Here is a 22483-nt window from a genome sequence, read left to right on the forward strand (position 1 = left end):
CCCAGCTTGTTCACGGCCGGGATCAGCGAGGACGACGCGCAGGCGCGGGCCACCTCCTCGATCACGATCACCGTGGCCAGCGCGTCCGCCCCCGCACCCCCGTACTGCTCCGGGATGTGAACCGCGTGGAAGTCCGCGGCGACGAGCGCCTTGTAGACCTCCCAGGAGAACTCCTCGTTCTCGTCGGCCGCCGCGGCCTGCGGGGCGATCTTCTCGTCGGCCAGGGCTCGGATCGTCTCCCTGAGCATGTCGTGCTCTTCGGCGGGGGCGTACAGGGGGAAGCTCATACGTCAGATATTAGGAGGTCCGACCATCTTGTTACCAGTCAGTACCGTTTGCGAACAAGTGCAGGTGGCACGTACGAGGTAGCGAGTCCCGGTAACATGCCTGCGCGATCGAAAGGAGCTCACTCGTGCCATATCGCCTCACGGTGATCGGGACCGGATACCTGGGCATCACCCATGCGGCGTGCATGGCTGATCTCGGATTCGACGTCCTGGGCCTGGATATCGACGCCGACAAGGTCCGCCGCCTCAACCAAGGGGAGCTCCCGATCCACGAGCCCGGGCTCGAACCCGTGCTCCGCCGTGGGCTCGAATCCGGCCGCCTTCGCTTCACCACCTCGTACGAGGAAGCCGCCGCCTTCGGCGACGTGCACTTCGTCTGCGTGGGTACTCCCCAGAAACGCGGCGAGTATGCCGCGGACGTCACGTACATAGACAACGCGATCGAGTCCCTCGCCCCGTTCCTCGACCGCCAGTGCCTGGTCGTGGGCAAGTCCACCGTGCCCGTCGGCACCGCTGGGCGGCTCGCGGACAAGCTCGCCCGCCTCGCGCCCGCCGGAGGGCAGGCCGAGCTGGCCTGGAACCCCGAGTTCCTGCGGGAGGGGTTCGCGGTCGAGGACACATTGCACCCGGATCGCATCGTGCTCGGCGTTCGCACCGAGCGAGCGGAGAAGGTGCTGCGCGAGGTGTACGAGCCGCTCGGCGAGGTTCCGTTCGTGGTGACCGATTTCGCCACGTCCGAGCTGGTCAAGACGGCTGCCAACGCGTTCCTGGCCACCAAGATCTCGTTCATCAACGCGATGGCCGAGGTCTGCGAGGCCGCGCACGCCGACGTCAAGCAGCTGTCCGAGGCGCTGTCGTACGACGACCGGATCGGCGGGCGGTTCCTGAACGCGGGCCTCGGGTTCGGCGGCGGCTGCCTGCCCAAGGACATCAGGGCGTTCATGGCGCGGGCCGGCGAGCTGGGAGCGGACCAGGCGCTGACGTTCCTGCGCGAGGTGGACGCCATCAACATGCGGCGGCGCGCCCGCATGGTCGATCTGGCCAGGGAGCTGGCCGGCGGCTCGTTCCACGGCTGCACGGTGGGCGTGCTGGGCGCCGCGTTCAAGCCCAACTCGGACGACATTCGCGACTCCCCCGCGCTGGACGTCGCCGTGACCATCGGCCACCAGGGCGGACAGGTCACCGTGTACGACCCGATCGCCCTCGTCAACGCCCGTAAGGCCCACCCCGAGCTGAACTACGGCGAATCAGCCCTCGACGCGGTACGGGGAGCGCACGTGGTGCTGCTGCTCACGGAGTGGCAGGAGTTCGTGGAGCTCGATCCCGAGGAGCTGGGGGCCGTGGTGGCGACCCGGCGCATCGTGGACGGGCGCAATGCCCTGAACGCCGAGACGTGGCGGTCCGCCGGATGGCACTACCGCGCCCTCGGCCGCCCCTGAACCCCTGAGCCCCCGCCTGGTTCAGCATCCCCAAGGCCCATAGCCTCGGCACCCCCCGTCACAACCCGAGGTCCGCGGCCTCCGCACGAAGCTTCTCGCCCTTGGCGTACGCCTGCTCCTTCAACCGCGCCTGGAACTCCTCCATCCGCTCCCTCAACCCGGGATCGGACGCGGCGAGGATGCGTACGGCCAGCAGCCCCGCGTTACGGGCCCCGCCGACCGCCACCGTGGCCACCGGCACCCCGGCGGGCATCTGGACGATCGACAGCAGCGAGTCCATCCCGTCGAGGTACTTCAGCGGCACCGGCACCCCGATCACCGGCAGCGGCGTGACGGAGGCCAGCATGCCGGGCAGGTGCGCCGCTCCCCCGGCCCCGGCGATGATCACCTGGAGGCCCCGGGAGGCGGCCTGGCGGCCGTACTCGATCATCTCGGTCGGCATGCGGTGCGCGGAGACCACATCCGCCTCGAAAGGCACGCCGAACTCGGCGACCGCCTCCGCGGCGGCCCTCATGACCGGCCAGTCGGAGTCACTCCCCATGACAATGCCGATGGTCACGATGCCGCCTTCGTCGGCATCGTGACCATGGAGACGGTGCCGTGTCCCATTGTTCGTTCGCTTCGCTCTCTCACGTGTACTCCCCGGTGGTGAGGTAGACGGCGGCGTGGCGGGCGCGGGCGCGGACCTCGTCGAGGTTGGAGCCAAGGGCCGTCACGTGGCCGATCTTGCGGCCGGGGCGCACCTCCTTGCCGTAGAAGTGCAGCTTGATGCCCGGATCGTGGGCCAGCACGTGCTCGTAGCGCTTGAACAGGTCCGGCTCCTCGCCCCCGAGCAGGTTGGCCATGACGACGACCTGGGCGGTCATCTTGGGCGAGCCGAGCGGCAGGTCCAGCACCGCCCGCAGATGCTGCTCGAACTGCGACGTCGTCGAGCCCTCGATGGTCCAGTGGCCGCTGTTGTGAGGACGCATGGCCAGCTCGTTGACCACGAGCCCGTGCGGCGTGTCGAAGAGCTCGACCGCGAGCAGCCCGGTCACGCCGAGCTCGTCGGCGATCTTCAGGCCGATGCGCTGCGCCTGCGCGGATTGTTCGGGGTCCAGCCTTGGGGCGGGCGCGATGACCTCCACGCAGATGCCGTCCTGCTGCACGGTCTCCACGACCGGGTAGCTGACGCCCTGCCCGTGCGGCGAGCGGGCGACCAGCACCGCGAGCTCCCGCTCGAACGGCACGAACGCCTCCGCCAGCAGCTCGACCCCGGTCGCGAACGCCTCGGCGACCTCCTCGGCCGACCGGCACACCCACACGCCCCGGCCGTCGTAGCCGCCGCGCACCGACTTCAGGACCATCGGCCAGCCGTGCTGCTCCGCGAAGCGCGTGGCCTCTTCGGGCGACGACACGCGTGCCCAAGCCGGGCACGGCACGCCGATCGCGGTCAGCCGCTCGCGCATGACGGCCTTGTCCTGGGCGTGCACGAGGGCGTCGGCCCCGGGGTGCACGGCGTGGCCGGCCTCGGTCAGGGCCCGGATGTGCTCGGTGGGGACGTGTTCGTGGTCGAACGTGATCGCGTCGCAGCCCTTAGCGAACTCGCGCAAATCGTCAAGATCGCGATAGTCTCCGAGGCGCGTGTCGACGATCACGCGGGCGGCGCTCTCCTCCGGCGTGTTGGCCAGCACCCGCAGCTCGACGCCGAGCGCGATGGCGGGTGGCTGCGACATCCTGGCCAGCTGGCCTGCGCCGACGATGCCGACGACCGGCCCGATGGGGCTGTAGGAACTCACGCCAGGTGAGCTTACCGGGACGGAACGACTTTCCCGGACTCCCCTGGGCTGGGCGGCCGTTCCGGGTCGCCTTCGCAGGCACGACCGCCCAGCGTTCCGCTCCGCCCGCGTATGCCGGGTCACGGGCGATGTGCAAGGCAGCGTAATGCCCAGCTGTCTTAAATGTCGGGCATAGCACGATATTTCTAAGTGGTAAGTTCACCAGCCTGACGTCGGCCCTACATGGCGGCCGGTACGCTGAGTTGGGTCAGGCTCGACGAAGGAAGGGACCGAGCAGAGACGTGGACTTCGCAAAACGCCTCTACGAGCGGTTCTCCTCCCTTGTGTACGAGCTGGCCAAGTTCGGCAGCATCGGGGCCGTCGCCTTCCTGATCGACACCGGCCTCCTCAACCTCTGCAACGTGGTCCTGGGATGGGGCCCGCTGACGTCCAAGGTCGTGGCGACGACGATCTCCACCACCTTCGCCTACGTCGGCAACCGCTTCTGGACCTTCCGGCACCGCGACCAGAGCGGGCTGAGGCGCGAATACTTCCTGTTCTTCCTGCTCAACGGCATCGCGCTGCTGTTCGGCATGCTGACGATCGGCTTCACCACCTACACGCTCGGCCTGGAGGACCCGCTCAGCTTCAACATCGCCAACATCGTGGGCGTCGGGCTGGGCACGCTGTTCCGCTACTGGTCGTACAAGAAATGGGTGTTCCTGGAGGCCACCGAGCCGATCCCGATGGAGCTGCCCGAGACCGGGGTCAAGCAGGACCGCTGACCACCCGGGTCCTGGCGCCGTCGTCCTCCGCCGGGCGCAGGAAGATGGCGAACGTCGCCGGGCGGCGCCGTACCAGCTCGAGTCTGCCGCCGTCGGCGGCGGCCAGCGCGCGGGCCAGCGTCAGCCCGAGGCCGGTGCCCCCGCCGCCGCTGACGTTCCGCTCGAAGATCTTGGGGGCGATCTCGTCGGCGATGCCCGGGCCCTGGTCGGCGACCTCGATCACCACGTAGTTGTCGCCGCTGGTCGAGGTGACGGTGACCTCGCCGCCGCCGTGGCGCAGGGAGTTCTCCAGCAGGGACGCGATCACCTGGCCGAAGCCGCCGGTGGTCGCCATCGCCTTCAAGCCGCGGGAGCCTTCGAGCCGCAGGACGCGGCTCGCCTCCCGGAACACCGGCTCCCACTCCCTGATCTGCTGGATGATCACGTCGTCGATGGCGACCGGCTCGGCCTGGGCGTGGCGCTGGCGCCGGGCCGCCGCCAGCAGCTCGTCGATCACGGCGGTGAGCCGCTCCGCCTGCACGATCGCCGCCTCGCCCTCCTCGCGTACGACCTCCGGCTCGTGCGCGGCGGACACGATCTCCTCCAGGCGCATGGTGAGACCGGTCAAGGGGGTGCGAAGCTGGTGGGAGGCGTCGGTGGCGAACTCGCGCTCGCGGGTGAGCAGGTCGGAGATGCGGGTCGCGCTGCGGTCGAGCACCTGCGCCACCCGGTCGAGTTCGGGGATGCCGTAGCGGTGTTTGCTCGGCCGGGCGTCTCCGGAGCCCAGCCGCTCGGCGATCTTCGCCAGGTCCTGCAGGGGCAGCGTCAGCCGCCGGGACTGTACGACGGCCAGGCTCACGGCCACCGCCAGGGCGGCGACGGCCAGCGCCACGATGAGCAGAAGCCGAGCCCGTACGTCCTGCTCAACCTGGTCACGATCACGACTTATACGGACATAGACGCCGGTGTTGGTCTGCGCGTCCTCGGTCATCAGATGACCTGACGCCGGCGCGGTGCCGACCACGGTCACCCGCAGGGGGGTTCCGCGTTCCCAGATCTGGATGTACCTGCCGGGATACTTCTGCTCCAGTTGCTGGGGGTCGAGCGGAGTCTCCTGGACGCGGGCGTACTCGACCTCTCCCACGAGACGCTTGGCCTCCGCCCCGAGCTCCTGAGCCGCCTCGTCGACGATCAGGCGGCTGACGACGACGCCCAGGGGGACCCCCAGCAGCAGAACCGCGATGACCGCGACGACCAAGGTTGAAGAGAGCAGTCGGCGGCGCATCTCCTACTCGCGTTCGAATCGGAAGCCGACTCCCCGGACGGTCGTGATGTAGCGCGGCTTCGCGGCGTCGTCGCCGAGTTTGCGGCGTAGCCAGGAGATGTGCATGTCGAGGGTCTTGGTCGAACCCCACCAGTTCGTGTCCCAGACCTCACGCATGATCTGCTCCCGCGTCACCACCTTTCCGGCGTCGCGAACGAGCACACGCAGCAGGTCGAATTCCTTCGTGGTCAGATGCAGCTCCTTTTCCCCCATCCACGCGCGGCGGGAGTCGGCGTCTATACGCACGCCCTGGACGACCGGAGTCTCGGAGGTGCCGCGCCGGAGCAGCGCCCGTACCCGGGCGAGCAGCTCGGCCAGCCTGAACGGCTTGGTCACGTAGTCGTCCGCCCCGGCGTCGAGGCCGACGACGGTGTCCACCTCGTCGACGCGAGCGGTGAGTATCAGGACCGGAGTGCCGTGGCCCTCGGCCCGAATGCGACGGGCCACTTCCAGACCGTCCATTTCGGGCAGTCCAAGGTCAAGAACGATGAGATCGATGCCGCCCGACAGAGCCCTTTCAAGGGCCTGCGGGCCGTCGGGGCTCACCTCGACCTGATAGCCCTCACGGCGCAATGCACGCGCGAGCGGCTCGGAGATCGAGGTGTCATCCTCGGCGAGAAGTACGCAGGTCATGAAGCGATCGTAGGACCTTAAGCGATCGTTTCCCGGGCACAGCGCGCGGTTTGACTCGCAGTTGACCTATCCATTGACCTGGGCAAACGCGGCTAAATATCGGTTAGTCGGGATTAAATTACCGCGATTGCCGGGAATCAAAAGCAATGGAAGTCCTCGGCCCCCGCCGGTCGCGAAAACAAACAATGTTGTTAACGTTGTCCGCTGTGACTGATCTGACCCTCTGGTACGACCGGCCGGCCACCGACTGGGAGACCCAGGCGTTACCCATCGGGAACGGCACGCTGGGGGCGATGGTGTTCGGCGGGACGGGCACCGAGCGGCTCCAGTTCAACGAGAAGAGCCTGTGGACGGGCGGCCCGGGGTCGCGCGAGGGATACGACTTCGGCGACTGGACCTCTCCCCGGCCGGGCGCGATCACCGGGGTCCAGGAGGTGCTGGACCGGGACGGGAACATGGCCCCGGAGGCGGTGGCGGCCGCGCTGGGGCAGCCGAAGTCGGGCTTCGGCGCGTACCAGCCCTTCGGCGATCTCTGGCTGGACCTGGCCACGCAGCAGGACTCCCCCGCCGACTACCGGCGGGAGCTGAGCCTGGGCGAGGCCGCCGCCAGGGTGACGTACACGGCGGACGGGGTGCGGCACTCGCGCGAATACTTCGCCGGCCATCCCGCGAACGTGATCGCCGGGCGCCTCTCGGCTGATCGGGCGGGCCAGGTGTCGTTCACGCTCCGGGTCTCCACGCCCCACGGCGACGGGCGGGTCAGCGTCTCGGACGGGCGGCTGACGATCCGCGGGCGGCTCGCGGACAACGGGATGACGTTCGAGGCCCAGGTGCGGGTGGTCACGGAGGGCGGCAGCCGTACGGACGGGGTCGACCGGGTCACGGTCACCGGGGCCGACAGCGCCGTGTTCGTGCTGTCCGCCGGCACCGACTACGCCGCCGTCCATCCGCACTACCGCGGGGAGGACCCGCACGCCGCCGTCACCGCCGCCGTGGACCGGGCGGTGGCTCAGGGGTACGAGGCCCTGCGCCGCGCCCACCAGGCCGACCACCGGGCCCTGTTCGACCGGGTACGGCTGGACCTCGGCCAGCGGGAGCCGTCGATCCCGACGGATCGGCTCCTGGCGGCCTACACCGGAGGCGCCTCCGCCGACGATCGCGCGCTCGAAGCCCTCTTCTTCGCCTATGGCCGCTACCTGCTGATCGCCTCCTCGCGGGCCGGATCGCTGCCCGCGAACCTGCAGGGCGTCTGGAACGACTCCACCGCCCCGCCCTGGTCCGGCGACTACCACGTCAACATCAACCTGCAGATGAACTACTGGCTCGCCGACCAGACGAACCTGGCCGAGACCGCTCAGCCGTACGTCGACTACGTCGCGGGCCTGGTGCGGCCGGGCGAGATCACGGCGCGGGAGATGTTCGGGGCGCGCGGGTGGCTGGTGCACAACGAGACGAACCCGTTCGGCTTCACCGGCGTGCACGACTGGGCCACGTCGTTCTGGTTCCCGGAGGCCGGGGCCTGGCTCACGCAGCAGCTCTACGACCGCTACCGCTTCAACGCGGACGCCGGATATCTCCGCGACACCGCCTATCCGGTGATGAAGGGGGCGGCCGAGTTCTGGCTGGACACCCTGCGGACCGACCCCCATGACGGGACGCTGGTCGTCTCGCCCAGTTACTCCCCCGAGCACGGGGACTTCTCGGCCGGGGCGTCGATGTCGCAGCAGATCGTCCGGGACCTGTTCGCGAACGTGGCCGAGGCCGCGGACGTCCTGGGGGACGCGGAGTTCTGCGGCCGGGTCCGGGACGCGCTGGCGAAGCTGGACCCGGGGCTGCGGATCGGGTCCTGGGGGCAGCTCCAGGAGTGGAAGGCCGACCTGGACGACCCGGAGAACGGGCATCGGCACGTCTCGCACCTGTTCGCCCTGCACCCCGGGCGGCAGATCGCCGCCGGGAGCCGCGAGGGCGAGGCGGCCAGGGTCTCGCTGACCGCCCGCGGGGACGGCGGCACCGGGTGGAGCAAGGCATGGAAGATCAACTTCTGGGCGCGGCTGCTGGACGGGGACCACGCGCACCGGATGCTCAGCGAGCAGCTGCGGACGTCCACGCTGGACAACCTGTGGGACACGCACCCGCCGTTCCAGATCGACGGAAATTTCGGGGCTTCCGCCGGTATGGCGGAGATGCTGGTGCAGAGCCAGCACGACGAGATCCACGTGCTGCCCGCGCTGCCCTCCGCCTGGCCCACGGGGTCGGTGCGCGGGCTGCGGGCCCGGGGCGACGTGACGGTGGACGTCTCCTGGCGGGACGGCGCCGCCGAACGGATCACGCTGCATGTGGGGCGCACCGGGCCGATCACGGTGCGCACGACCCTCGCCGGCGGCTGCCGGGTGTCCGGCGGCGTGCATCCGCGGCGCTCCGGGGACACGCTGAGCTGGGACGCCCAGGCCGGGACGGCGTACACCGTCAGCGGGGTGAGCCCGTAGGCCGCACAACCGCCGTACGTATCCTGGTCAGCATGTCATCGCAGATCAGCATCGGCCGACTCGCCGAGCTCACCGGGCTGAGCGTGCACACGCTGCGCTTCTACGAGCGTGAGGGCCTCCTGCTCAACCCCGTACGCCGCGGGCCGGGCGGGCGGCGGGTCTACAGCGACGCGGACGCGCACTGGCTGAACACGTGCGTCATCCTGCGCGCCTCGGGGATGCCGCTGCCCGCGATCCGGGAGTACACCGACCTCGTCAGGAACGGGACCGGGAACGAGGCGGAGCGCCTCACCATCATGCTCGCGCACCGGGAGCGCGTGCTGCGCCAGATGAGCGATCTCAACCGCTGCCTGGACCTCATCAACTACAAGGTCGGCGTGTACGAGGACGTCATCTCCGAGGACACCGTCACCGACTGCTCACCCCAGAGCTGAAGCCTAGAACCCCCCGTGGCACGCGGAAGGCGCCCCGTCCGGGGACGGAGCGCTCTGCGGGCCGGCGGGCCGGTCAGTCGTCGGACGAGGGCGGTTCGGCGTAGCGAGCCAGGTAGAGCTGCTCGCCCAGGCTGCGGATGAGGCTGAGCTCCGTCTCCAGGTAGTCGATGTGCTCCTCCTCGTCCTCCAGGATCTCCTCGAAGATCCGGGCCGAGGTGATGTCGCCCTTCTCGCGCATGAGCGCGATCCCCGGGCGCAGGCGCTGCACGACAGAGAGCTCGACCTCGAGGTCCGCCCTGAGCTGCTCCTCGACGGTCTGGCCGATGTGCAGGGTGCCCAGGCGCTGGTAGTTGGGCAGCCCCTCCAGGAAGAGGATGCGATCGGTCAGGCGCTCCGCGTGGCGCATCTCGTCGATCGACTCCGCGCGGGTGTGCTCGGCCAGTTTCGTGTATCCCCAGTTTTCCTGCATCTTGGCGTGCAGGAAGTACTGGTTGATCGCGGTGAGCTCGGCGGTCAGCTGCTCGTTGAGCAGCTCGATGATCTGCTTGTCGCCCTGCATGGAACGGGCCCCTTGCTATGCGGTCGTCAGTTCTTCAGACCGTTTCAGGATCGCACAGATCTTCCGCACACATCGGGCACAGTCACCACCGGCACCAGTGGTGTCGCGAATCTGCTTCGCGCTGGTCGCCCCGGAAGCGATGCAGTCGTGGACCTCATTTTCGGTCACAGCACGACATATGCACACGTACATCCGGTAGCAGGCCTCTCGCAAGCGAAGTTGGGGCGCCTTTAGGTTAGGCACACCTAAGGTACCTCACTTCGGTAAGGCTTGCCTATGTTAGGTCGGACACACCTGGCTATCCACCTCGGGCGATCCACTCGTCCAGGTGCGGCGCCTCGGCGCCGATCGTGGTCGAGTCGCCGTGACCCGTGTGCACGACGGTCTCCGGAGGCAGGGTCAGCAGCCGCTCCCCGATCGAGCCGATGATCGTGTCGAACGAGCTGTAGGACCGGCCGGTCGCCCCGGGGCCGCCCTTGAAGAGGGTATCGCCGCTGAACAGGGCGCCCAGGTCAGGGGCGTACAGGCAGACCGCGCCCGGCGAGTGCCCGGGGGTGTGGAGCACCTCCAGCGCGATGCCGCCGACCTCGATCTTCTCGCCGTCGGCCAGCGGCTCGTACGCCACCGCGTCCCCGTACTGCTGCTCCCACAGCACCTGGTCGGCGGGGTGCAGCCGGATGGGCGCCCCGGTGCGGTCGGCGAGGGGCTTGGCGGCGTTGATGTGGTCGTTGTGGGCGTGCGTGCAGACGACGGCCCTGACCGTGCGCCCGCCCACCCGCTCGGCGATCGGCGCGGCGTCGTGGGCCGCGTCGATGACGACGACCTCGCGGGCGTCGCCGATCAGCCAGATGTTGTTGTCGACGTCCCAGGTGCCGCCGTCCAGCGAGAACGTGCCCGAGGTGATGACCCGGTCGATCATCTAGAACGTCACCACCGAACGCAGCACCTCGCCGCGGTGCATCTTCGCGAACGCCTCCTCGACCTGCCCGATCCCGATCGTCTCCGAGACGAACTTGTCGAGCGGCAGCCGGTTCCGCAGGAACAGGTCGATGAGCATCGGGAAGTCGCGGGAGGGCAGGCAGTCGCCGTACCAGGAGGACTTCAGCGCGCCGCCGCGGCCGAAGACGTCGAGGAGCGGCAGTTCCAGCGTCATGTCAGGCGTGGGGACGCCGACCAGGACGACCGTGCCGGCCAGGTCGCGGGCGTAGAAGGCCTGCTTGTACGTCTCGGGGCGGCCCACCGCCTCGATGACCACGTCGGCGCCGAAGCCGCCGGTCAGGTCGCGGATGGCCTCGACCGGGTCGCTCTCGCGGGAGTTGACGGTGTGGGTGGCGCCGAAGTCGCGCGCCCAGGCGAGCTTGCGGTCGTCCACGTCGACCGCGATGACCTTCGAGGCCCCGGCCAGCGAGGAGCCCAGGATCGCGGCGTCCCCGACGCCGCCGCAGCCGATGACGGCGACCGAGTCGCCGCGCGTCACGCCGCCGGTGTTGATCGCGGCGCCGATGCCCGCCATGACGCCGCAGCCCAGCAGGCCCGCGACCTGCGCGGGCGCCTCGGCGGAGACCTTGGTGCACTGCCCCGCGGCCACCAGCGTCTTCTCCAGGAACGCGCCGATGCCCAGCGCGGGCGAGAGCACCGTGCCGTCCTTGAGCGTCATCTTCTGCTTGGCGTTGTGGGTGGCGAAGCAGTACCACGGGCGGCCGCGCAGGCACGCGCGGCACTGGCCGCACACCGCGCGCCAGTTGAGGATCACGAAGTCGCCGGGCTCGACCTCGGTGACGCCGGGGCCCACCGCCTCGACGACGCCCGCCGCCTCGTGGCCGAGCAGGAACGGGAAGTCGTCGTTGATCCCGCCCTCGCGATAGTGCAGGTCGGTGTGGCAAACCCCGCAGGCCTGCACGTTGACGACCGCCTCGCCGGGACCGGGGTCCGGCACCACGACCGTCTCGAGCGAAACTTCCTTACCCTTGGCCCGGGCGACGACGCCCTGCACTTCGTACGGCATGCCAGCCATCTTGTGTCAGGAGGATGATCTCCGCAAGACATAGGGCTGGACCACGCCAGCCCTCTGGCGGGCCGCCGCCTGATCCTGTGCGGATCGAACCCCTCAAGCCCTTCGGCCGGCGCGGAATCGGGGCCCGCCAGACGTGGACCAGCACGTGCTCGAAGTCGGGGATCAGCTCCTGCGCCGCCCCGAGCACCTTGGCGACGAGCACCGGCCGGACTGCGAGCGCTGCGAGTTGAACTGGCCGATGCGCAGCCGCGCCCAGGCCACGGGGATCGGCAGGTCCACTTCCAGGCCCTTGTCGGGGAACTGCAGGACCCCCGTGTCCACCGGACGGTGGACGGCAGGTACGACCGGACGGTGCTGTCGCCCGCACACCCTGCCGGACCAGGCTTGACGCATGAGCGAACTACCCGTGCGGGCTGCGTTGTGGAGCGCCCGGCACCCCTGGCGCGCGATTGCCGGCTGGCTGATGTTCGTGGTCCTCTGCCTGGGCGCCGGCATGGCGCTCGGCACCCGCGCCGCCGCCACCGAGGATTACCGGGTCGGCGAGGCCGGCCGCGCCGAGACCATGGCCGCCGAAGGAGGGCTGCAACGCAGGCCCGAGGAACAGGTGCTGATCACCGGCCGCGACGGGGCCCGGCTCGACGCCGCCGCGCGGGAGGTCAGGGCCAGGATGGAGCGGCTGCCCCAGGTGGAGGGCGTGGCGGCGCCCGCACGCTCCGCGGACGGCGGGTCGGTCATGGTTCGGGTGACGATGAGGGGCGCCGAGCTGGACGCCCAGAAACACGTCGATCCGCTGGCCGCGCAGACGGCGGCGGTCCAGGCCGCCTTCCCGGACCTGCGCGTCGAGGAGACCGGCGCCCCCTCCATCAGCAAGGGCGTCAACGCCCAGCGCGGCGCCGACCTGGCGTTGTCCGAGGCGATCACCTTCCCGGTGACGCTGGTCGTCCTGCTGCTGGTGTTCGGCTCGGTGGTCGCCGCGTCGGTGCCGCTGCTGCTCGCGCTCTCTTCGATCGCCGCGGCGATGGGGTTGTCGATGGCGGCCTCGCACGTCTTCCCCGACGCCGGCGTGGGCAACAACGTGATCATCCTGATCGGCATGGCCGTCGGCGTCGACTACTCGCTGTTCTACCTCAAACGGGAGCAGGAGGAACGCGCCCGCTCCGGTGGCGGGCTCGCCCCCGAGGCGCTGGTGAAGCTGGCGGCGGCCACCTCGGGACGGGCCGTCGTCGGCTCCGGGCTGGCCGTGATCGTGTGCGGCGCGACCCTCTACCTGGCCGGGGACGTCATCTTCTCCTCCCTGGCGACCGGCACGATCGTGGTCACGCTGGTGGCCGTGGCCAGCTCGCTGACCGTGTTGCCCGCGCTGGTGGTGGCCATCGGACGGTGGCGGGAGCGGCGGCGGGAACGTCGCCGCGGGCCGGACCGCTCCCGGGCGCGGCAGGGCCGTGTCCGGGGCGTGCTGCTGGGGTCCGCGAGCAGGCGTCCAGCGATCACGCTGGCCGTGTCGGCCGGGGCGCTGCTCGCCCTCGCTGCCCCGCTGCTGGGCCTGAGACTGTCGGACATCAGCCTGGAATCGCACTCGCGGGAGATCCCGGCCATGCGGGTGCGCGACCGGCTCGTCGCCGCGTTCCCCGAGACGAGGGTCACGCACCAGGTCGTCGTGCGCGCCGGCACCGAGCAGGCCGCGCAGGTGCGCCAGGCGCTCGGCGAGGTGACGCGGCGGACGCGGGCCGACCGGCTGTTCGCCGGCGAGCCCCGGCTGCGCGTCTCGGCCGATCGCCGCGTCAGCGTGCTCGCCCTGTCCGTCCCGTATCGCAACGACTCGCCGCAGGGGCGCGCGTCGCTGGCGCAGCTCAGGGACGGCTACCTGCCCGCCGCCCTCGGGCGGGTGTCCGGTGCGCAATGGGCGGTCTCGGGCGACGTGGCGCGGCTCACGGACTACGCCGCGCACCAGAAGAGCAAGCTGCCGCTGGTGCTCGTGGCGCTGCTGCTGGTCACGTTCGCGATGACCGTGGTCCTGTTCCGGTCGTTGGTGCTCGGCCTGCTCGGCATCGTGCTGAACCTGCTGTCGGCGGGTTCCGCGCTCGGGCTGCTCGTCCTGGTCTTCCAGGGGGCGTGGGCCGAGGGTCTGCTGGGGTTCGAGTCCACCGGGACGATCGGTTCGCGCGTGCCGCTGTTCCTGCTGGTGATCCTCTTCGGGCTGTCGATGGACTACCAGGTGTTCGTGCTGAGCCGGATCAGGGAGGCCGCGCTGCGCGGCGTGCCCGCGCGGACAGCGGTCCTCGACGGGGTCGCGGGCTCGGCGGGCGTGGTGACCAGCGCCGCCGCGGTGATGGTGACGGTGTTCGCCAGCTTCGTCTTCCTGCACCTGATCGAGATGAAGCAGATCGGGTTCGTGCTGGCGGCCGGCGTGCTGCTGGACGCCTTCGTCATCCGCGTGCTGGTACTGCCGTCGGCGATGCTGCTGCTGGGCGAGGCGAGCTGGTGGCCGTCGCGGCGGGTCCGCTCCGCGGCTGGGGACGTGCGGGGGAGCGCGCCCGCCCACGTAGGTTGAACCCTATGCCGCCTTCCTTGACGGGCCCGTTCTGGGAGAGGACCCTACAGCGCTGGAACGCCGTCTGCTGGGCGCTGTACGGCCTACTCGCCGCAGCCATCGTGGCGCTCGACCCGCCCGGAGAGGCCAAGATCTGGTCGCTGGTGCTGATGGGCGCGGTCGCCGGCTCGTACGCGGTGGTGGTGCGCTTCCCGAGGGTGCTGCGTCCGCACGCGTACCTGGGGGTGCTGGTCGTGGCCCTGAGCGGGCTGGCCTACCTGCGCTCCGGGTACGCGGCGCTGTTCATGGTGACGCTGCCGCACTTCTGGATCTTCGCCGGGTCGTGGCGCGCTCCGGTCATCTTCAGCGGCGCGGGCGCCGTGGGCACGCTGGCCACCAGCGCCCTGCGGGCCGGGTGGAGCGCGGAGTTCTTCACCTCCAACGTGGTCTCCACGCTGATCGTGTACGCGGCGAGCGTCCTGATCGGCACCTGGGTGCACCGGGTGGTCGAGGAGAGCCACGAGCGCGCCCGGCTGCTCGCCGAGTTGGAGCGCGCCCAGGCCGAGCTGTCGCGGGCGCACCAGCGCCAGGGTGCGGCCGACGAGCGCGAGCGGATGGCGCGCGAGATCCACGACACGCTCGCGCAGGGCTTCGCCTCGATCATCGTGCTGGCCGAGGCCGCGCGCTCCGGGCTCGGCCGGGCCGACGGCCGCAGCGCCCAGCAGTTGCGCTCCATCGAGTCGACGGCGCGCGAGAACCTGGCCGAGGCCCGCGACCTCGTCGGCTCGGCGCGGCAGTACGGCGGGGCGGCCGCCGGGTCCGTGGCGGCGACGTTGCGCCGCACCCTCGACCGCTTCACCGAGGACACCGGGCTCGCCGTCACCGCGGAGCTGGCCGAGATCGACTGCGACCAGCAAACCCGCATCGCGCTCCTGCGGTGCACCCAGGAGTCCCTGGCCAACGTGCGCAAGCACGCGCGGGCGTCCACGGTGAGCGTCGTGCTGGCGCAGCAGCCGTACGGGGTCGAGCTGGAGATCACCGACGACGGCGTCGGCTTCGAGACCGGGCGGTCGCGCGGCTTCGGCCTGGACGGGATGCGCAAGCGGCTGGCCGAGCTGGGCGGCGAGCTGGCCGTGACGAGCTCGCTCGGCGACGGCACGCGCGTCTGGGCGATGATTCCCCAAGAGAGCGAGCCCCTGACATGACAGCCCGTGACGTGACAAGGACATCTGTGGTGCGCGTCGTCGTGGTGGACGACCACGCGGTCATGCGGGCCGGGGTCGTCGCCCTGCTGGCCGCCGAGCCGAGCATCAAGATCGTCGGCGAGGCTGGCGACGGGCGGGCCGCTCTGGAGCTGGTGGAACGGCACGACCCGGACGTGGCGCTGCTCGACCTGCGCATGCCGGTCCTGGATGGCGTGGCGACCACGACGGAGATCGTCGCCGGACATGCGAGCACCCGTGTGCTGATCCTCACCACGTACGACACCGATGAGGAGATCGAGCGCGCCGTGGAGGCCGGCGCCATCGGCTACCTGCTCAAGGACACCACCCGTCAGCAGCTCGTGGACGCCATCCACGCGGCGGCCCGCGGCGAGACGGTGCTGGCGCCGAGGGTCGCCGAGAAGCTGATCGCCAAGCTGCGCAGACCCGCGCACGTCGCGCTGACCTCCCGCGAGGCTGAGGTGCTCAACGGGGTCGCCGACGGCCTGACCAACGCCGAGATCGGCGACCGGCTGGTGATCGCGGAGGCGACGGTGAAGACGCACCTGCTGCGGCTGTTCGCCAAGCTGGACGTCAACGACCGCACCCGGGCCGTGGTCGTCGCGCTGGAACGCGGCCTGCTGCGCCGCCCCCCGCACTGAGGGCGGCGGCCCGTTCGTGTACGGCCTTCATGACGTCGCCCATGACGACCGCAGACCCGAACCACGAGTTGACAGGGCGCGGTGTGGGAGTAGGGCCCCGACCGATGCCCGGCCCGCCACGGTGGTGCGCGCCCCGCTGCAGGACCGGCTGGCCCGCGTGCCGGCCGCCCAGCGCGCCGCCGGCGACGCTGGAAGCGCCGCAGCAGCCCACCACGACCGCCCGGGGCGGCACGCCGACGAGCAGGCGCTCGATCTCCTCGGCGCTCGGCCGGCTGGGGCGGCGCACGCGTCAGTGGCCGTCGAGCTCGCCGTCGGAGGCGTCCTCGACGAGCCTGAACAGGTCGGTGCGGACGTCCTGGATCTTGGGGATGTCGCGCAACACGATCTCGCCCCGGTCCCCCGCGGACTCCACGGTCAGCGTGCCGCAGCCGAGCAGGCGCTCGGGGAACGTCTGGTCGGAGCTGACCGTGTTGACCTTGGTGATCGGGATCTCGTCGGTCGACTTGTTGAGCACGCCGGTGCTGATCGTGAAGCGGTGGGTGGTCAGCACGTAGCCGGTGTTGACCCACCGCAGGTAGGGGACGAGCGACCAGATCGTCAGCAGGACGAGGCCGATGACGACGACGGCGATCCTGGCGTAGAACGCGTATTCCCAGCTGCCCGGGATGAAGAACATCGCCGCGCCCGCGGCCGCGACGACGAGGACCAGCGCGAGGAAAGGGACCACGAGCCGCTTCCAATGGGGATGGAAGGACCGGATGCGCCGCTCACCCTGCGTCAGATGATGGTCGGGAAGGGTCATGGCAAAATCGTGCCACCATCGCGGCGCGGCGGCTACGCTCCCGCCGGATCGGGTCAGTCCGCCGGGCGGACGTGCACCACGTCACCCGCGCTCAGCGTGTAGCGCTCCCCCTCCGACTCCACCTGCAGGTGCCCGAACCGGTCGACCCCCGTCGCCGTCCCGCTGACCGCCTGCCGGCCCGGCAGCTCGACCCTGACCCGCCGCCCGACCGTGGCGCTGGCCGCCAGGTACGCCGGGCGCAGCCCGCACGCCTCGGCGTCGCCCTCGGCGTCGGTCCACTCCCTGTAGTGGCCCTCGACCTCCCTGAGCACGGCCCGGAGCAGCGGATCCCGGTCAAGGCAGGCCGCCTGCTCGACGGCCAGCGACGTGGCCGTCTCGACGGGCAGCTCGTCCTGCCTGAGCGACACGTTCAGCCCCATGCCGACGACGACGCCGTCCTCCACCCGCTCGGCCAGGATCCCGGCCAGCTTGCGCTCGCCGATCAGCAGGTCGTTGGGCCACTTGACGCGGACGTCCACCTCGGCCAGGCGGCGCACGGCCGAGGCGGCGGCGACGCCGTACAGGAGGGTCAGCCAGCCCTGCGCGGCGGCCGGCACGTCCGGCTTGAGGAGGATCGAGAACGTCAGGCCCGAGCGCGGCGGCGCCGTCCAGGTGCGGCCCAGCCGGCCGCGGCCCGCCAGCTGCGCCTCCGCCACCAGCACCGTCCCCTCCGGGGCTCCGGCGTGGGCGGCCTCGGCCAGGTCGGCGTTGGTGGAGCCGGTGCTCTCCACGACGGTGATGCCGGTCCACAGGGAGCCGGGGCGGACGAGCGCGCGGTTGAGCGCCGCCTCGGAGAGCGGCGGACGGTCGAGGTCGGAGTAACGCGAGTCGGGCATCCCTCTATCTTTGCAGCCAGGAGGAAATAGAGAGATGAGCAAGGCTGTGACCACGCGTCCTGGGCCCACCACGCGCATCAGGGTCATGGAGCTGTCCGGCTCCACGACCAGGGAGCGGCGCGACGACCTGACCACCGAGGAGCCGCTGGAGATCCGGCTCACCGCGCACGACGGCACCCGCAAGACCGTGGCCATCACCATGCGCACCCCCGGGCACGACTTCGAGCTGGCCACCGGGTTCCTGCACGGCGAGGGCCTGGCCGGTGCCGGCGACATCGCCGCCATCGCGTACTGCACCGACGAGGACCTCCCGCCCGAGGCCCGCTACAACACGGTGACCGTGCGCCTGCGCGGCCCCATCCCCGACCTGCCCGCGCTGGAGCGCCACTTCCTCACGTCGAGCGCGTGCGGCGTCTGCGGCTCGGCCAGCCTCGACGCGCTGCACGACCGCTGCAAGCCGGTCCCCAGGGGCCGGCTGGCCCTCACCCCCGAGTTCCTGTACAGGCTGCCGGACGCGCTGCGCGCGGCCCAGGGCCTGTTCGGCAAGACCGGCGGCCTGCACGCCGCCGGGCTGTTCTCGGCCGCGGGCACGCTGGTGGCGCTGCGCGAGGACGTGGGGCGCCACAACGCGGTGGACAAGCTGGTCGGCTGGGCGGGGCTGACCGAGCGGCTGCCGCTGGCCGAGCACCTGCTCATGGTCAGCGGGCGGACCAGCTACGAGATCATGCAGAAGGCGCTGGCCGCCGGGATCCCGGCGGTGTGCTCGGTCTCTGCGCCGTCGTCGCTCGCGGTGGAGCTGGCCAGGGAGTTCGGCATCACGCTCGTGGGGTTCCTGCGCGGCGAGCGCTGCAACGTCTACGCGGGGTCGGAGCGGATCGTTGTGGAATAAAGCATTCCGTTCTGATATTCTGGAACAGAACAAACCGTTCCGCTTGTTCCGGGAGCCTTTCATGAGCATCAGCCCGTTCCGCGTCGAGATCCCCCAGGCCGACCTCGACGACCTCCAGGCCCGCCTCGCCCTGACCCGCTTCACCCACGAGATCCCCGGCGCCGACCAGGGCGTCAGCGTCGAGCGGGTCAAGCGTCTGATCGGCCACTGGCGGACCGGCTTCGACTGGCGCGCGCAGGAGGCCAGGCTCAACGCCCACCCGCAGTTCACCACCGAGATCGACGGGCAGAACATCCACTTCATCCACGTGCGCAACGACGACCCCGACGCCCTGGCGCTGATCCTCACCCACGGCTGGCCCGGCTCGATCGCCGAGTACCTCGACGCCATCGAGCCCCTGTCGCGCCACTTCCACCTGGTCATCCCGTCGATCCCCGGCTACGGCTTCTCCGGCCCCACCGACGAGCTGGGCTGGAACAACCGGCGCATCGCCAGGGCGTGGGCCGAGCTGATGTCCCGCCTCGGCCACACCCGCTACGGCGCGGTCGGCAACGACGCCGGCTCGATGATCTCGCCCGAGGTCGGCAGGATCGACCCTGACCACGTCGTGGGCGTGCACGTCACCCAGCTGTTCGCCTTCCCCTCCGGCGACCCGGCCGAGTTCGCCGGGCTGAGCGAGGAGGATCAGGCGGGGCTGGCCGTGCTCGACTGGTTCTGGAAGGAGAAGGGCGCGTTCAACGTGCTGCACTCGCAGCAGCCGCAGACGCTCGCCCACGCCCTCGCCGACTCCCCCGCCGGGCTCGTGGGCTGGCTCGCCCAGCTCTTCGACGAGGACCTGGACGACGACTTCGTGCTCACCAACGCCGCGATCCACTGGTTCACCGGCACCGCCGGGTCGGCGATCCGGCTGTACCGGGAGAACGCCGGCATGGAGCAGCCCGAGGAGCCCACCACCGCGCCGACCGCGCTGGCGATGGCCGAGGGCGACTTCAAGTCGATCCGCCGCTTCGCCGAGCGCGACCACGCGAACATCGTCTCCTGGAAGACGCTGCCGGCCCCGGCGCACGGCCACTACACCGCGCACACCGCGACGGAGGCCCTCACCTCCGACGTCATCGCCTTCTTCGAGGGCCTCCGCTAGACCGCCCGCGCTCAGCCGGTGTTCTGCAGGCCCGCCGCGACGCCGTTGACCGACAGGAGCAGGAGCGTGGACAGGCGTTCGCGCTCCTGCTCCGACGGGTTGCCGGTGCGCAGCGCGCGCAGTGCCCGCAGCTGGAGGTGCGACAGCGCGTCCACGTACGGGTCGCGGAGCTGGACGGCGCGCGAGAGCACCTTGCGGTTCTCCAGCAGCCGCGTGTGGCCGGTGACCCGCAGCACCAGGTCGCGGGTCCGGTCGTACTCCTCCAGCACCTGCCGGGCGAAGTCCTCCCGGCCGCCCAGCGCCAGGTAGCGCTTGGCGATCGAGCGGTCGGTCTTGGCCAGCGACATCTCGGCGTTGTCCAGCATCGCGTTGAACAGCGGCCACTCCGCGTACGCCGCCCGCAGCTCGTCCAGGGAGCCGACCGAGGCCAGACCGGTGCCGAGGCCGTACCAGCCGGGCAGGTTGACCCGCGTCTGCGCCCACGCGAACACCCACGGGATCGCCCGCAGGTCGTCGAGCGAGCGCGGCGCGCCGAGCCCGCGGCGCGCCGGGCGCGAGCCCAGGCGCAGCGTGCCGATCTCCTCCAGCGGGCTTACCAGGCCGAACCACTCGGGGAACCCCGGCGCCTCGGTCAGCGCGCGGTAGGCCTGCTCCGAGGCCGTGGCCACCTGCTCGGCCAGGCCGCGGAAGCGCTCGGCGGCGGCCGCGGTGCGGGCGCCGACCGTGGGCGAGGAGGCCATCAGCACGGCGTTGGCCACCTGCTCCAGGTGGCGGCGGGCGATGGCGATGTGGCCGTAGCGGGCGAAGATGACCTCGCCCTGCTCGGTGACCTTGAACCGGCCGGCGACCGAGCCGGGCGCCTGGGCCAGCACCGCGCGGTTGGCCGGGCCGCCGCCGCGGCCCAGCGCGCCGCCGCGGCCGTGGAACATGCGCAGCTTCACGTCGTGCTTGGCCGCCCAGGCCGTCAGCTCCTCCTGGGCCTCGTAGAGCCGGAGCGTGGCGGCCGCGGGGCCGAGCTCCTTGGCCGAGTCGGAGTAGCCGAGCATGATCTCCATACGCCGGCCGGTGGCCTCCAGGCGCTCCCGCATCTCCGGGATCTCCAGCATGCCGGTCAGCACGCCCGGCGAATTGGCCAGGTCCTGGCCCGACTCGAACAGCGGCACGACGTCGAGCACCGGCGCCCGCTCGCCGAGCGCGTGCCTGGCCAGCTCGTAGACGGCCGCGATGTCATCGGACGAGCGGGTGAAGGAGACCACGTAGCGGGAGCAGGCCGCGACGCCGAACCGCTCCTGGATCCAGGCGATCACCCGGATCGTGGCCAGCACCTCCTCGGTGCGCTCCGACAGCTCGCCGCCGGCCCTGACCTCCTCCAGGGCGGCCGCGTGCACCTGGGAGTGCTGGCGCACCTCCAGCTCGGCCAGGTGGAAGCCGAACGTCTCGACCTGCCAGATGAGGTGCTGCAGCTCCCCGTACGCCTGCCGCGGCGCCGAGGCGGCCAGCGACTCCTGCGCCAGCCGGAGGTCGTCCAGCAGCTCGGCCGGCGAGCGGTAGGCCAGGTCGAGGTCGCGACGGTGGGTCGCGGCGATGCGCGCGGCCACGAACAGCAGCCACTGCCGATGCGGCTCGCGCGGCGAGCGGGTGGCCAGCTCGCCGACCACGTCGGGGTAGGCGTCCACGGCCTCGGCCAGCGCGGACTTGAGCGCGGGCGACGGCGAGGCGAACTGGACGGAGGCGGTCAGCGTGCGGGCGATGCGCGTGCAGGCGGTCTCCAGGGCCGTCAGCACGTGCTCGGACTGGATCTGGATGGTCTCGCGGGTGACCCTGGCCGTGACGTTCGGGTTGCCGTCGCGGTCGCCGCCGATCCAGCTGCCGTACCGGATGAACGGCCGGGCCTGCGGCGGGCGGGTGCCGGTGCTCTCGTCGAGCGCGGCGTCCAGCGAGCGGTAGACCTGCGGCACCATGCGGAACAGCGTCTCGTCGAAGGCGGCCATCGCCGTGCGCACCTCGTCGAGCGGATCGAGCTTGGTCGAGCGGAGCTGGGCCGTGCGCCACAGGAGGTCGATCTCCTCCAGCATGCGGCGCTTGTTCTCGGCGCGCTCGGTGGCGCCGCGGCCGGGCGTGTTGTACTCGGTGAGCTGGCCGCTGACGCGCTGGATGGCGGTGACGACCGCGCGCCTGCGTGCCTCGGTGGGGTGCGCGGTGAGCACCGGGTGCAGCTCAAGGCCCTCCAGCAGCTCGGCGACCCGCTCGTGGCCCAGCTCCTGTACGGCCTGGGCCAGCGACTCGCGCTGGACCCTGCCCTCGGCGTCCCGCTCGCGTAGTGTGCGGATCCGGTAGTGTTCCTCGGCCAGGTTGGCCAGGTGGAAATAGCAGGTGAACGCGCGGGCGACCGCCACGGCCCGCTCGATCTCCCATTCGGCGACCATGGCGGTGATCTCGTCGGCCGAGACCTCGCCCCTGCGTGCTGCGATGACGGCCTTGCGCAGCCGTTCGACGTCGGCCAGCAGGTCTTCGCCACCCTGTTCGGCGAGCACCTGGCCGAGCAGTTTGCCGAGCAGGCGCACATCGTGGCGTAGCTCGTCCGGCATCTCGGTAACGGCAGCGCTGCGACGCTCGAGCCCCTGGTCAATCATGTTTCGAAGGGTATCGAGTCGCTCAGGGGAGCCGTAGACCGGTCTCGCCCAT

The 22483-nt window shown here is 70.9% G+C and carries 22 protein-coding genes; 9 read left to right on the plus strand and 13 right to left on the minus strand.

The window, feature by feature from the left end; genetic code table 11:
* Positions 1 to 287, minus strand: a 287-nt coding sequence (locus tag ACIBQ1_RS17060) for an acyl-CoA dehydrogenase family protein (protein ID WP_397278445.1), incomplete at its 3' end; no start/stop codon positions are given.
* A gap of 125 nt (positions 288 to 412) precedes the next feature.
* On the opposite strand from ACIBQ1_RS17060, the gene ACIBQ1_RS17065 reads away from it, so the two are divergent.
* Complete coding sequence (locus ACIBQ1_RS17065; RefSeq protein ID WP_397278446.1) at positions 413 to 1726, plus strand: UDP-glucose dehydrogenase family protein; 1314 nt, start codon at positions 413 to 415, stop codon at positions 1724 to 1726.
* A 58-nt stretch (positions 1727 to 1784) separates the two neighbouring features.
* On the opposite strand, the gene purE is transcribed toward ACIBQ1_RS17065, so the two are convergent.
* Positions 1785 to 2267, minus strand: a complete 483-nt coding sequence (gene purE / locus ACIBQ1_RS17070) for a 5-(carboxyamino)imidazole ribonucleotide mutase (RefSeq protein ID WP_397279103.1) — start codon at positions 2265 to 2267, stop codon at positions 1785 to 1787.
* A gap of 88 nt (positions 2268 to 2355) precedes the next feature.
* A complete protein-coding gene (locus tag ACIBQ1_RS17075; protein ID WP_397278447.1) occupies positions 2356 to 3504 on the minus strand; it encodes a 5-(carboxyamino)imidazole ribonucleotide synthase in 1149 nt (382 codons plus the stop codon).
* 281 nt (positions 3505 to 3785) lie between these two features.
* Between ACIBQ1_RS17075 and ACIBQ1_RS17080 the strand changes: the two genes are divergently transcribed.
* Complete coding sequence (locus ACIBQ1_RS17080) at positions 3786 to 4268, plus strand: GtrA family protein (protein ID WP_397278449.1); 483 nt, start codon at positions 3786 to 3788, stop codon at positions 4266 to 4268.
* Here the strand turns inward: ACIBQ1_RS17080 and ACIBQ1_RS17085 are convergent.
* Together ACIBQ1_RS17085 and ACIBQ1_RS17090 are read right to left on the minus strand one after the other, a co-directional pair.
* Complete coding sequence (locus ACIBQ1_RS17085) at positions 4252 to 5532, minus strand: ATP-binding protein (protein WP_397278451.1); 1281 nt, start codon at positions 5530 to 5532, stop codon at positions 4252 to 4254. The genes ACIBQ1_RS17080 and ACIBQ1_RS17085 overlap by 17 nt on opposite strands.
* Before the next feature lie 3 nt (positions 5533 to 5535).
* A complete protein-coding gene (locus ACIBQ1_RS17090; protein ID WP_043620820.1) occupies positions 5536 to 6204 on the minus strand; it encodes a response regulator transcription factor in 669 nt (222 codons plus the stop codon).
* Positions 6205 to 6410: 206 nt separating this feature from the next.
* Here ACIBQ1_RS17090 and ACIBQ1_RS17095 point away from each other — a divergent pair, with 206 nt between their 5' ends.
* Positions 6411 to 8690, plus strand: a complete 2280-nt coding sequence (locus ACIBQ1_RS17095) for a glycosyl hydrolase family 95 catalytic domain-containing protein (protein ID WP_397278453.1) — start codon at positions 6411 to 6413, stop codon at positions 8688 to 8690.
* 32 nt (positions 8691 to 8722) lie between these two features.
* Positions 8723 to 9124, plus strand: coding sequence for a MerR family transcriptional regulator (locus ACIBQ1_RS17100; RefSeq protein ID WP_397278455.1), 402 nt, complete (start codon positions 8723 to 8725; stop codon positions 9122 to 9124).
* A gap of 73 nt (positions 9125 to 9197) precedes the next feature.
* Here the strand turns inward: ACIBQ1_RS17100 and bfr are convergent, their stop codons facing one another.
* From bfr to ACIBQ1_RS17125, 5 genes are all read right to left on the minus strand, one after another.
* On the minus strand, positions 9198 to 9683 hold the full coding sequence (gene bfr, locus ACIBQ1_RS17105) for a bacterioferritin (protein ID WP_355370835.1): 486 nt from the start codon (positions 9681 to 9683) through the stop codon (positions 9198 to 9200).
* Positions 9684 to 9698: 15 nt separating this feature from the next.
* Entirely contained in the window at positions 9699 to 9875 is a 177-nt protein-coding gene (locus ACIBQ1_RS17110) for a bacterioferritin-associated ferredoxin (RefSeq protein WP_127939836.1), read from the minus strand.
* 106 nt (positions 9876 to 9981) lie between these two features.
* Positions 9982 to 10602 carry an MBL fold metallo-hydrolase gene (locus ACIBQ1_RS17115; RefSeq protein WP_397278457.1) on the minus strand — a complete coding sequence of 207 codons (621 nt, stop codon included), beginning with the start codon at positions 10600 to 10602 and terminating at the stop codon, positions 9982 to 9984.
* Positions 10603 to 11688, minus strand: a complete 1086-nt coding sequence (locus ACIBQ1_RS17120; RefSeq protein ID WP_397278459.1) for an S-(hydroxymethyl)mycothiol dehydrogenase — start codon at positions 11686 to 11688, stop codon at positions 10603 to 10605. It lies immediately after the preceding gene.
* A 171-nt stretch (positions 11689 to 11859) separates the two neighbouring features.
* Positions 11860 to 12018, minus strand: coding sequence for a hypothetical protein (locus ACIBQ1_RS17125; protein ID WP_397278461.1), 159 nt, complete (start codon positions 12016 to 12018; stop codon positions 11860 to 11862).
* 70 nt (positions 12019 to 12088) lie between these two features.
* Here ACIBQ1_RS17125 and ACIBQ1_RS17130 point away from each other — a divergent pair, with 70 nt between their 5' ends.
* The 3 genes from ACIBQ1_RS17130 to ACIBQ1_RS17140 are packed head-to-tail and all read left to right on the plus strand — an operon-like array spanning position 12089 to position 16091.
* The gene (locus tag ACIBQ1_RS17130; RefSeq protein ID WP_397278462.1) at positions 12089 to 14248 is read left to right on the plus strand and encodes an MMPL family transporter; all 2160 of its coding nucleotides are present in this window, start codon (positions 12089 to 12091) and stop codon (positions 14246 to 14248) included.
* Positions 14249 to 14253: 5 nt separating this feature from the next.
* Entirely contained in the window at positions 14254 to 15432 is a 1179-nt protein-coding gene (locus tag ACIBQ1_RS17135) for a sensor histidine kinase (protein WP_397278465.1), read from the plus strand.
* An 11-nt stretch (positions 15433 to 15443) separates the two neighbouring features.
* Positions 15444 to 16091 carry a response regulator gene (locus ACIBQ1_RS17140; protein ID WP_397278467.1) on the plus strand — a complete coding sequence of 216 codons (648 nt, stop codon included), beginning with the start codon at positions 15444 to 15446 and terminating at the stop codon, positions 16089 to 16091.
* Between the two features lie 289 nt (positions 16092 to 16380).
* Here ACIBQ1_RS17140 and ACIBQ1_RS17145 read toward each other — a convergent pair whose 3' ends face one another.
* Positions 16381 to 16893, minus strand: coding sequence for a PH domain-containing protein (locus ACIBQ1_RS17145; protein WP_397278469.1), 513 nt, complete (start codon positions 16891 to 16893; stop codon positions 16381 to 16383).
* 53 nt (positions 16894 to 16946) lie between these two features.
* Positions 16947 to 17768 (minus strand): biotin--[acetyl-CoA-carboxylase] ligase, encoded by an 822-nt coding sequence (locus ACIBQ1_RS17150; RefSeq protein ID WP_397278470.1) that lies wholly within the window; start codon positions 17766 to 17768, stop codon positions 16947 to 16949.
* A gap of 34 nt (positions 17769 to 17802) precedes the next feature.
* Between ACIBQ1_RS17150 and fdhD the strand changes: the two genes are divergently transcribed.
* Entirely contained in the window at positions 17803 to 18657 is an 855-nt protein-coding gene (gene fdhD / locus ACIBQ1_RS17155) for a formate dehydrogenase accessory sulfurtransferase FdhD (protein ID WP_397278472.1), read from the plus strand.
* 61 nt (positions 18658 to 18718) lie between these two features.
* The gene (locus ACIBQ1_RS17160) at positions 18719 to 19798 is read left to right on the plus strand and encodes an epoxide hydrolase family protein (RefSeq protein WP_397278474.1); all 1080 of its coding nucleotides are present in this window, start codon (positions 18719 to 18721) and stop codon (positions 19796 to 19798) included.
* A gap of 11 nt (positions 19799 to 19809) precedes the next feature.
* Here the strand turns inward: ACIBQ1_RS17160 and ACIBQ1_RS17165 are convergent, their stop codons facing one another.
* Complete coding sequence (locus ACIBQ1_RS17165) at positions 19810 to 22431, minus strand: phosphoenolpyruvate carboxylase (protein WP_397278476.1); 2622 nt, start codon at positions 22429 to 22431, stop codon at positions 19810 to 19812.
* Positions 22432 to 22483: the final 52 nt, after the last annotated feature.

Origin of the sequence: Nonomuraea sp. NPDC050153 (genome assembly GCF_044460125.1) — a bacterium.
GTDB lineage: Bacteria > Actinomycetota > Actinomycetes > Streptosporangiales > Streptosporangiaceae > Nonomuraea.

Excerpts from the sequence above, each read along its gene's own strand:
- ACIBQ1_RS17150 (WP_397278470.1), bottom strand. The coding sequence starts at position 17,768 with ATGCCCGACTCGCGTTACTCCGACCTCGACCGTCCGCCGCTCTCCGAG.
- ACIBQ1_RS17100 (WP_397278455.1), top strand. The coding sequence starts at position 8,723 with ATGTCATCGCAGATCAGCATCGGCCGACTCGCCGAGCTCACCGGGCTG.
- ACIBQ1_RS17120 (WP_397278459.1), bottom strand. The coding sequence starts at position 11,688 with ATGCCGTACGAAGTGCAGGGCGTCGTCGCCCGGGCCAAGGGTAAGGAA.
- purE (WP_397279103.1), bottom strand. The coding sequence starts at position 2,267 with ATGGGGAGTGACTCCGACTGGCCGGTCATGAGGGCCGCCGCGGAGGCG.
- ACIBQ1_RS17165 (WP_397278476.1), bottom strand. The coding sequence starts at position 22,431 with ATGATTGACCAGGGGCTCGAGCGTCGCAGCGCTGCCGTTACCGAGATG.
- ACIBQ1_RS17145 (WP_397278469.1), bottom strand. The coding sequence starts at position 16,893 with ATGACCCTTCCCGACCATCATCTGACGCAGGGTGAGCGGCGCATCCGG.
- bfr (WP_355370835.1), bottom strand. The coding sequence starts at position 9,683 with ATGCAGGGCGACAAGCAGATCATCGAGCTGCTCAACGAGCAGCTGACC.
- ACIBQ1_RS17090 (WP_043620820.1), bottom strand. The coding sequence starts at position 6,204 with ATGACCTGCGTACTTCTCGCCGAGGATGACACCTCGATCTCCGAGCCG.
- ACIBQ1_RS17115 (WP_397278457.1), bottom strand. The coding sequence starts at position 10,602 with ATGATCGACCGGGTCATCACCTCGGGCACGTTCTCGCTGGACGGCGGC.
- ACIBQ1_RS17085 (WP_397278451.1), bottom strand. The coding sequence starts at position 5,532 with ATGCGCCGCCGACTGCTCTCTTCAACCTTGGTCGTCGCGGTCATCGCG.
- ACIBQ1_RS17110 (WP_127939836.1), bottom strand. The coding sequence starts at position 9,875 with ATGTACGTGTGCATATGTCGTGCTGTGACCGAAAATGAGGTCCACGAC.
- ACIBQ1_RS17135 (WP_397278465.1), top strand. The coding sequence starts at position 14,254 with ATGCCGCCTTCCTTGACGGGCCCGTTCTGGGAGAGGACCCTACAGCGC.
- ACIBQ1_RS17130 (WP_397278462.1), top strand. The coding sequence starts at position 12,089 with ATGAGCGAACTACCCGTGCGGGCTGCGTTGTGGAGCGCCCGGCACCCC.
- fdhD (WP_397278472.1), top strand. The coding sequence starts at position 17,803 with ATGAGCAAGGCTGTGACCACGCGTCCTGGGCCCACCACGCGCATCAGG.
- ACIBQ1_RS17160 (WP_397278474.1), top strand. The coding sequence starts at position 18,719 with ATGAGCATCAGCCCGTTCCGCGTCGAGATCCCCCAGGCCGACCTCGAC.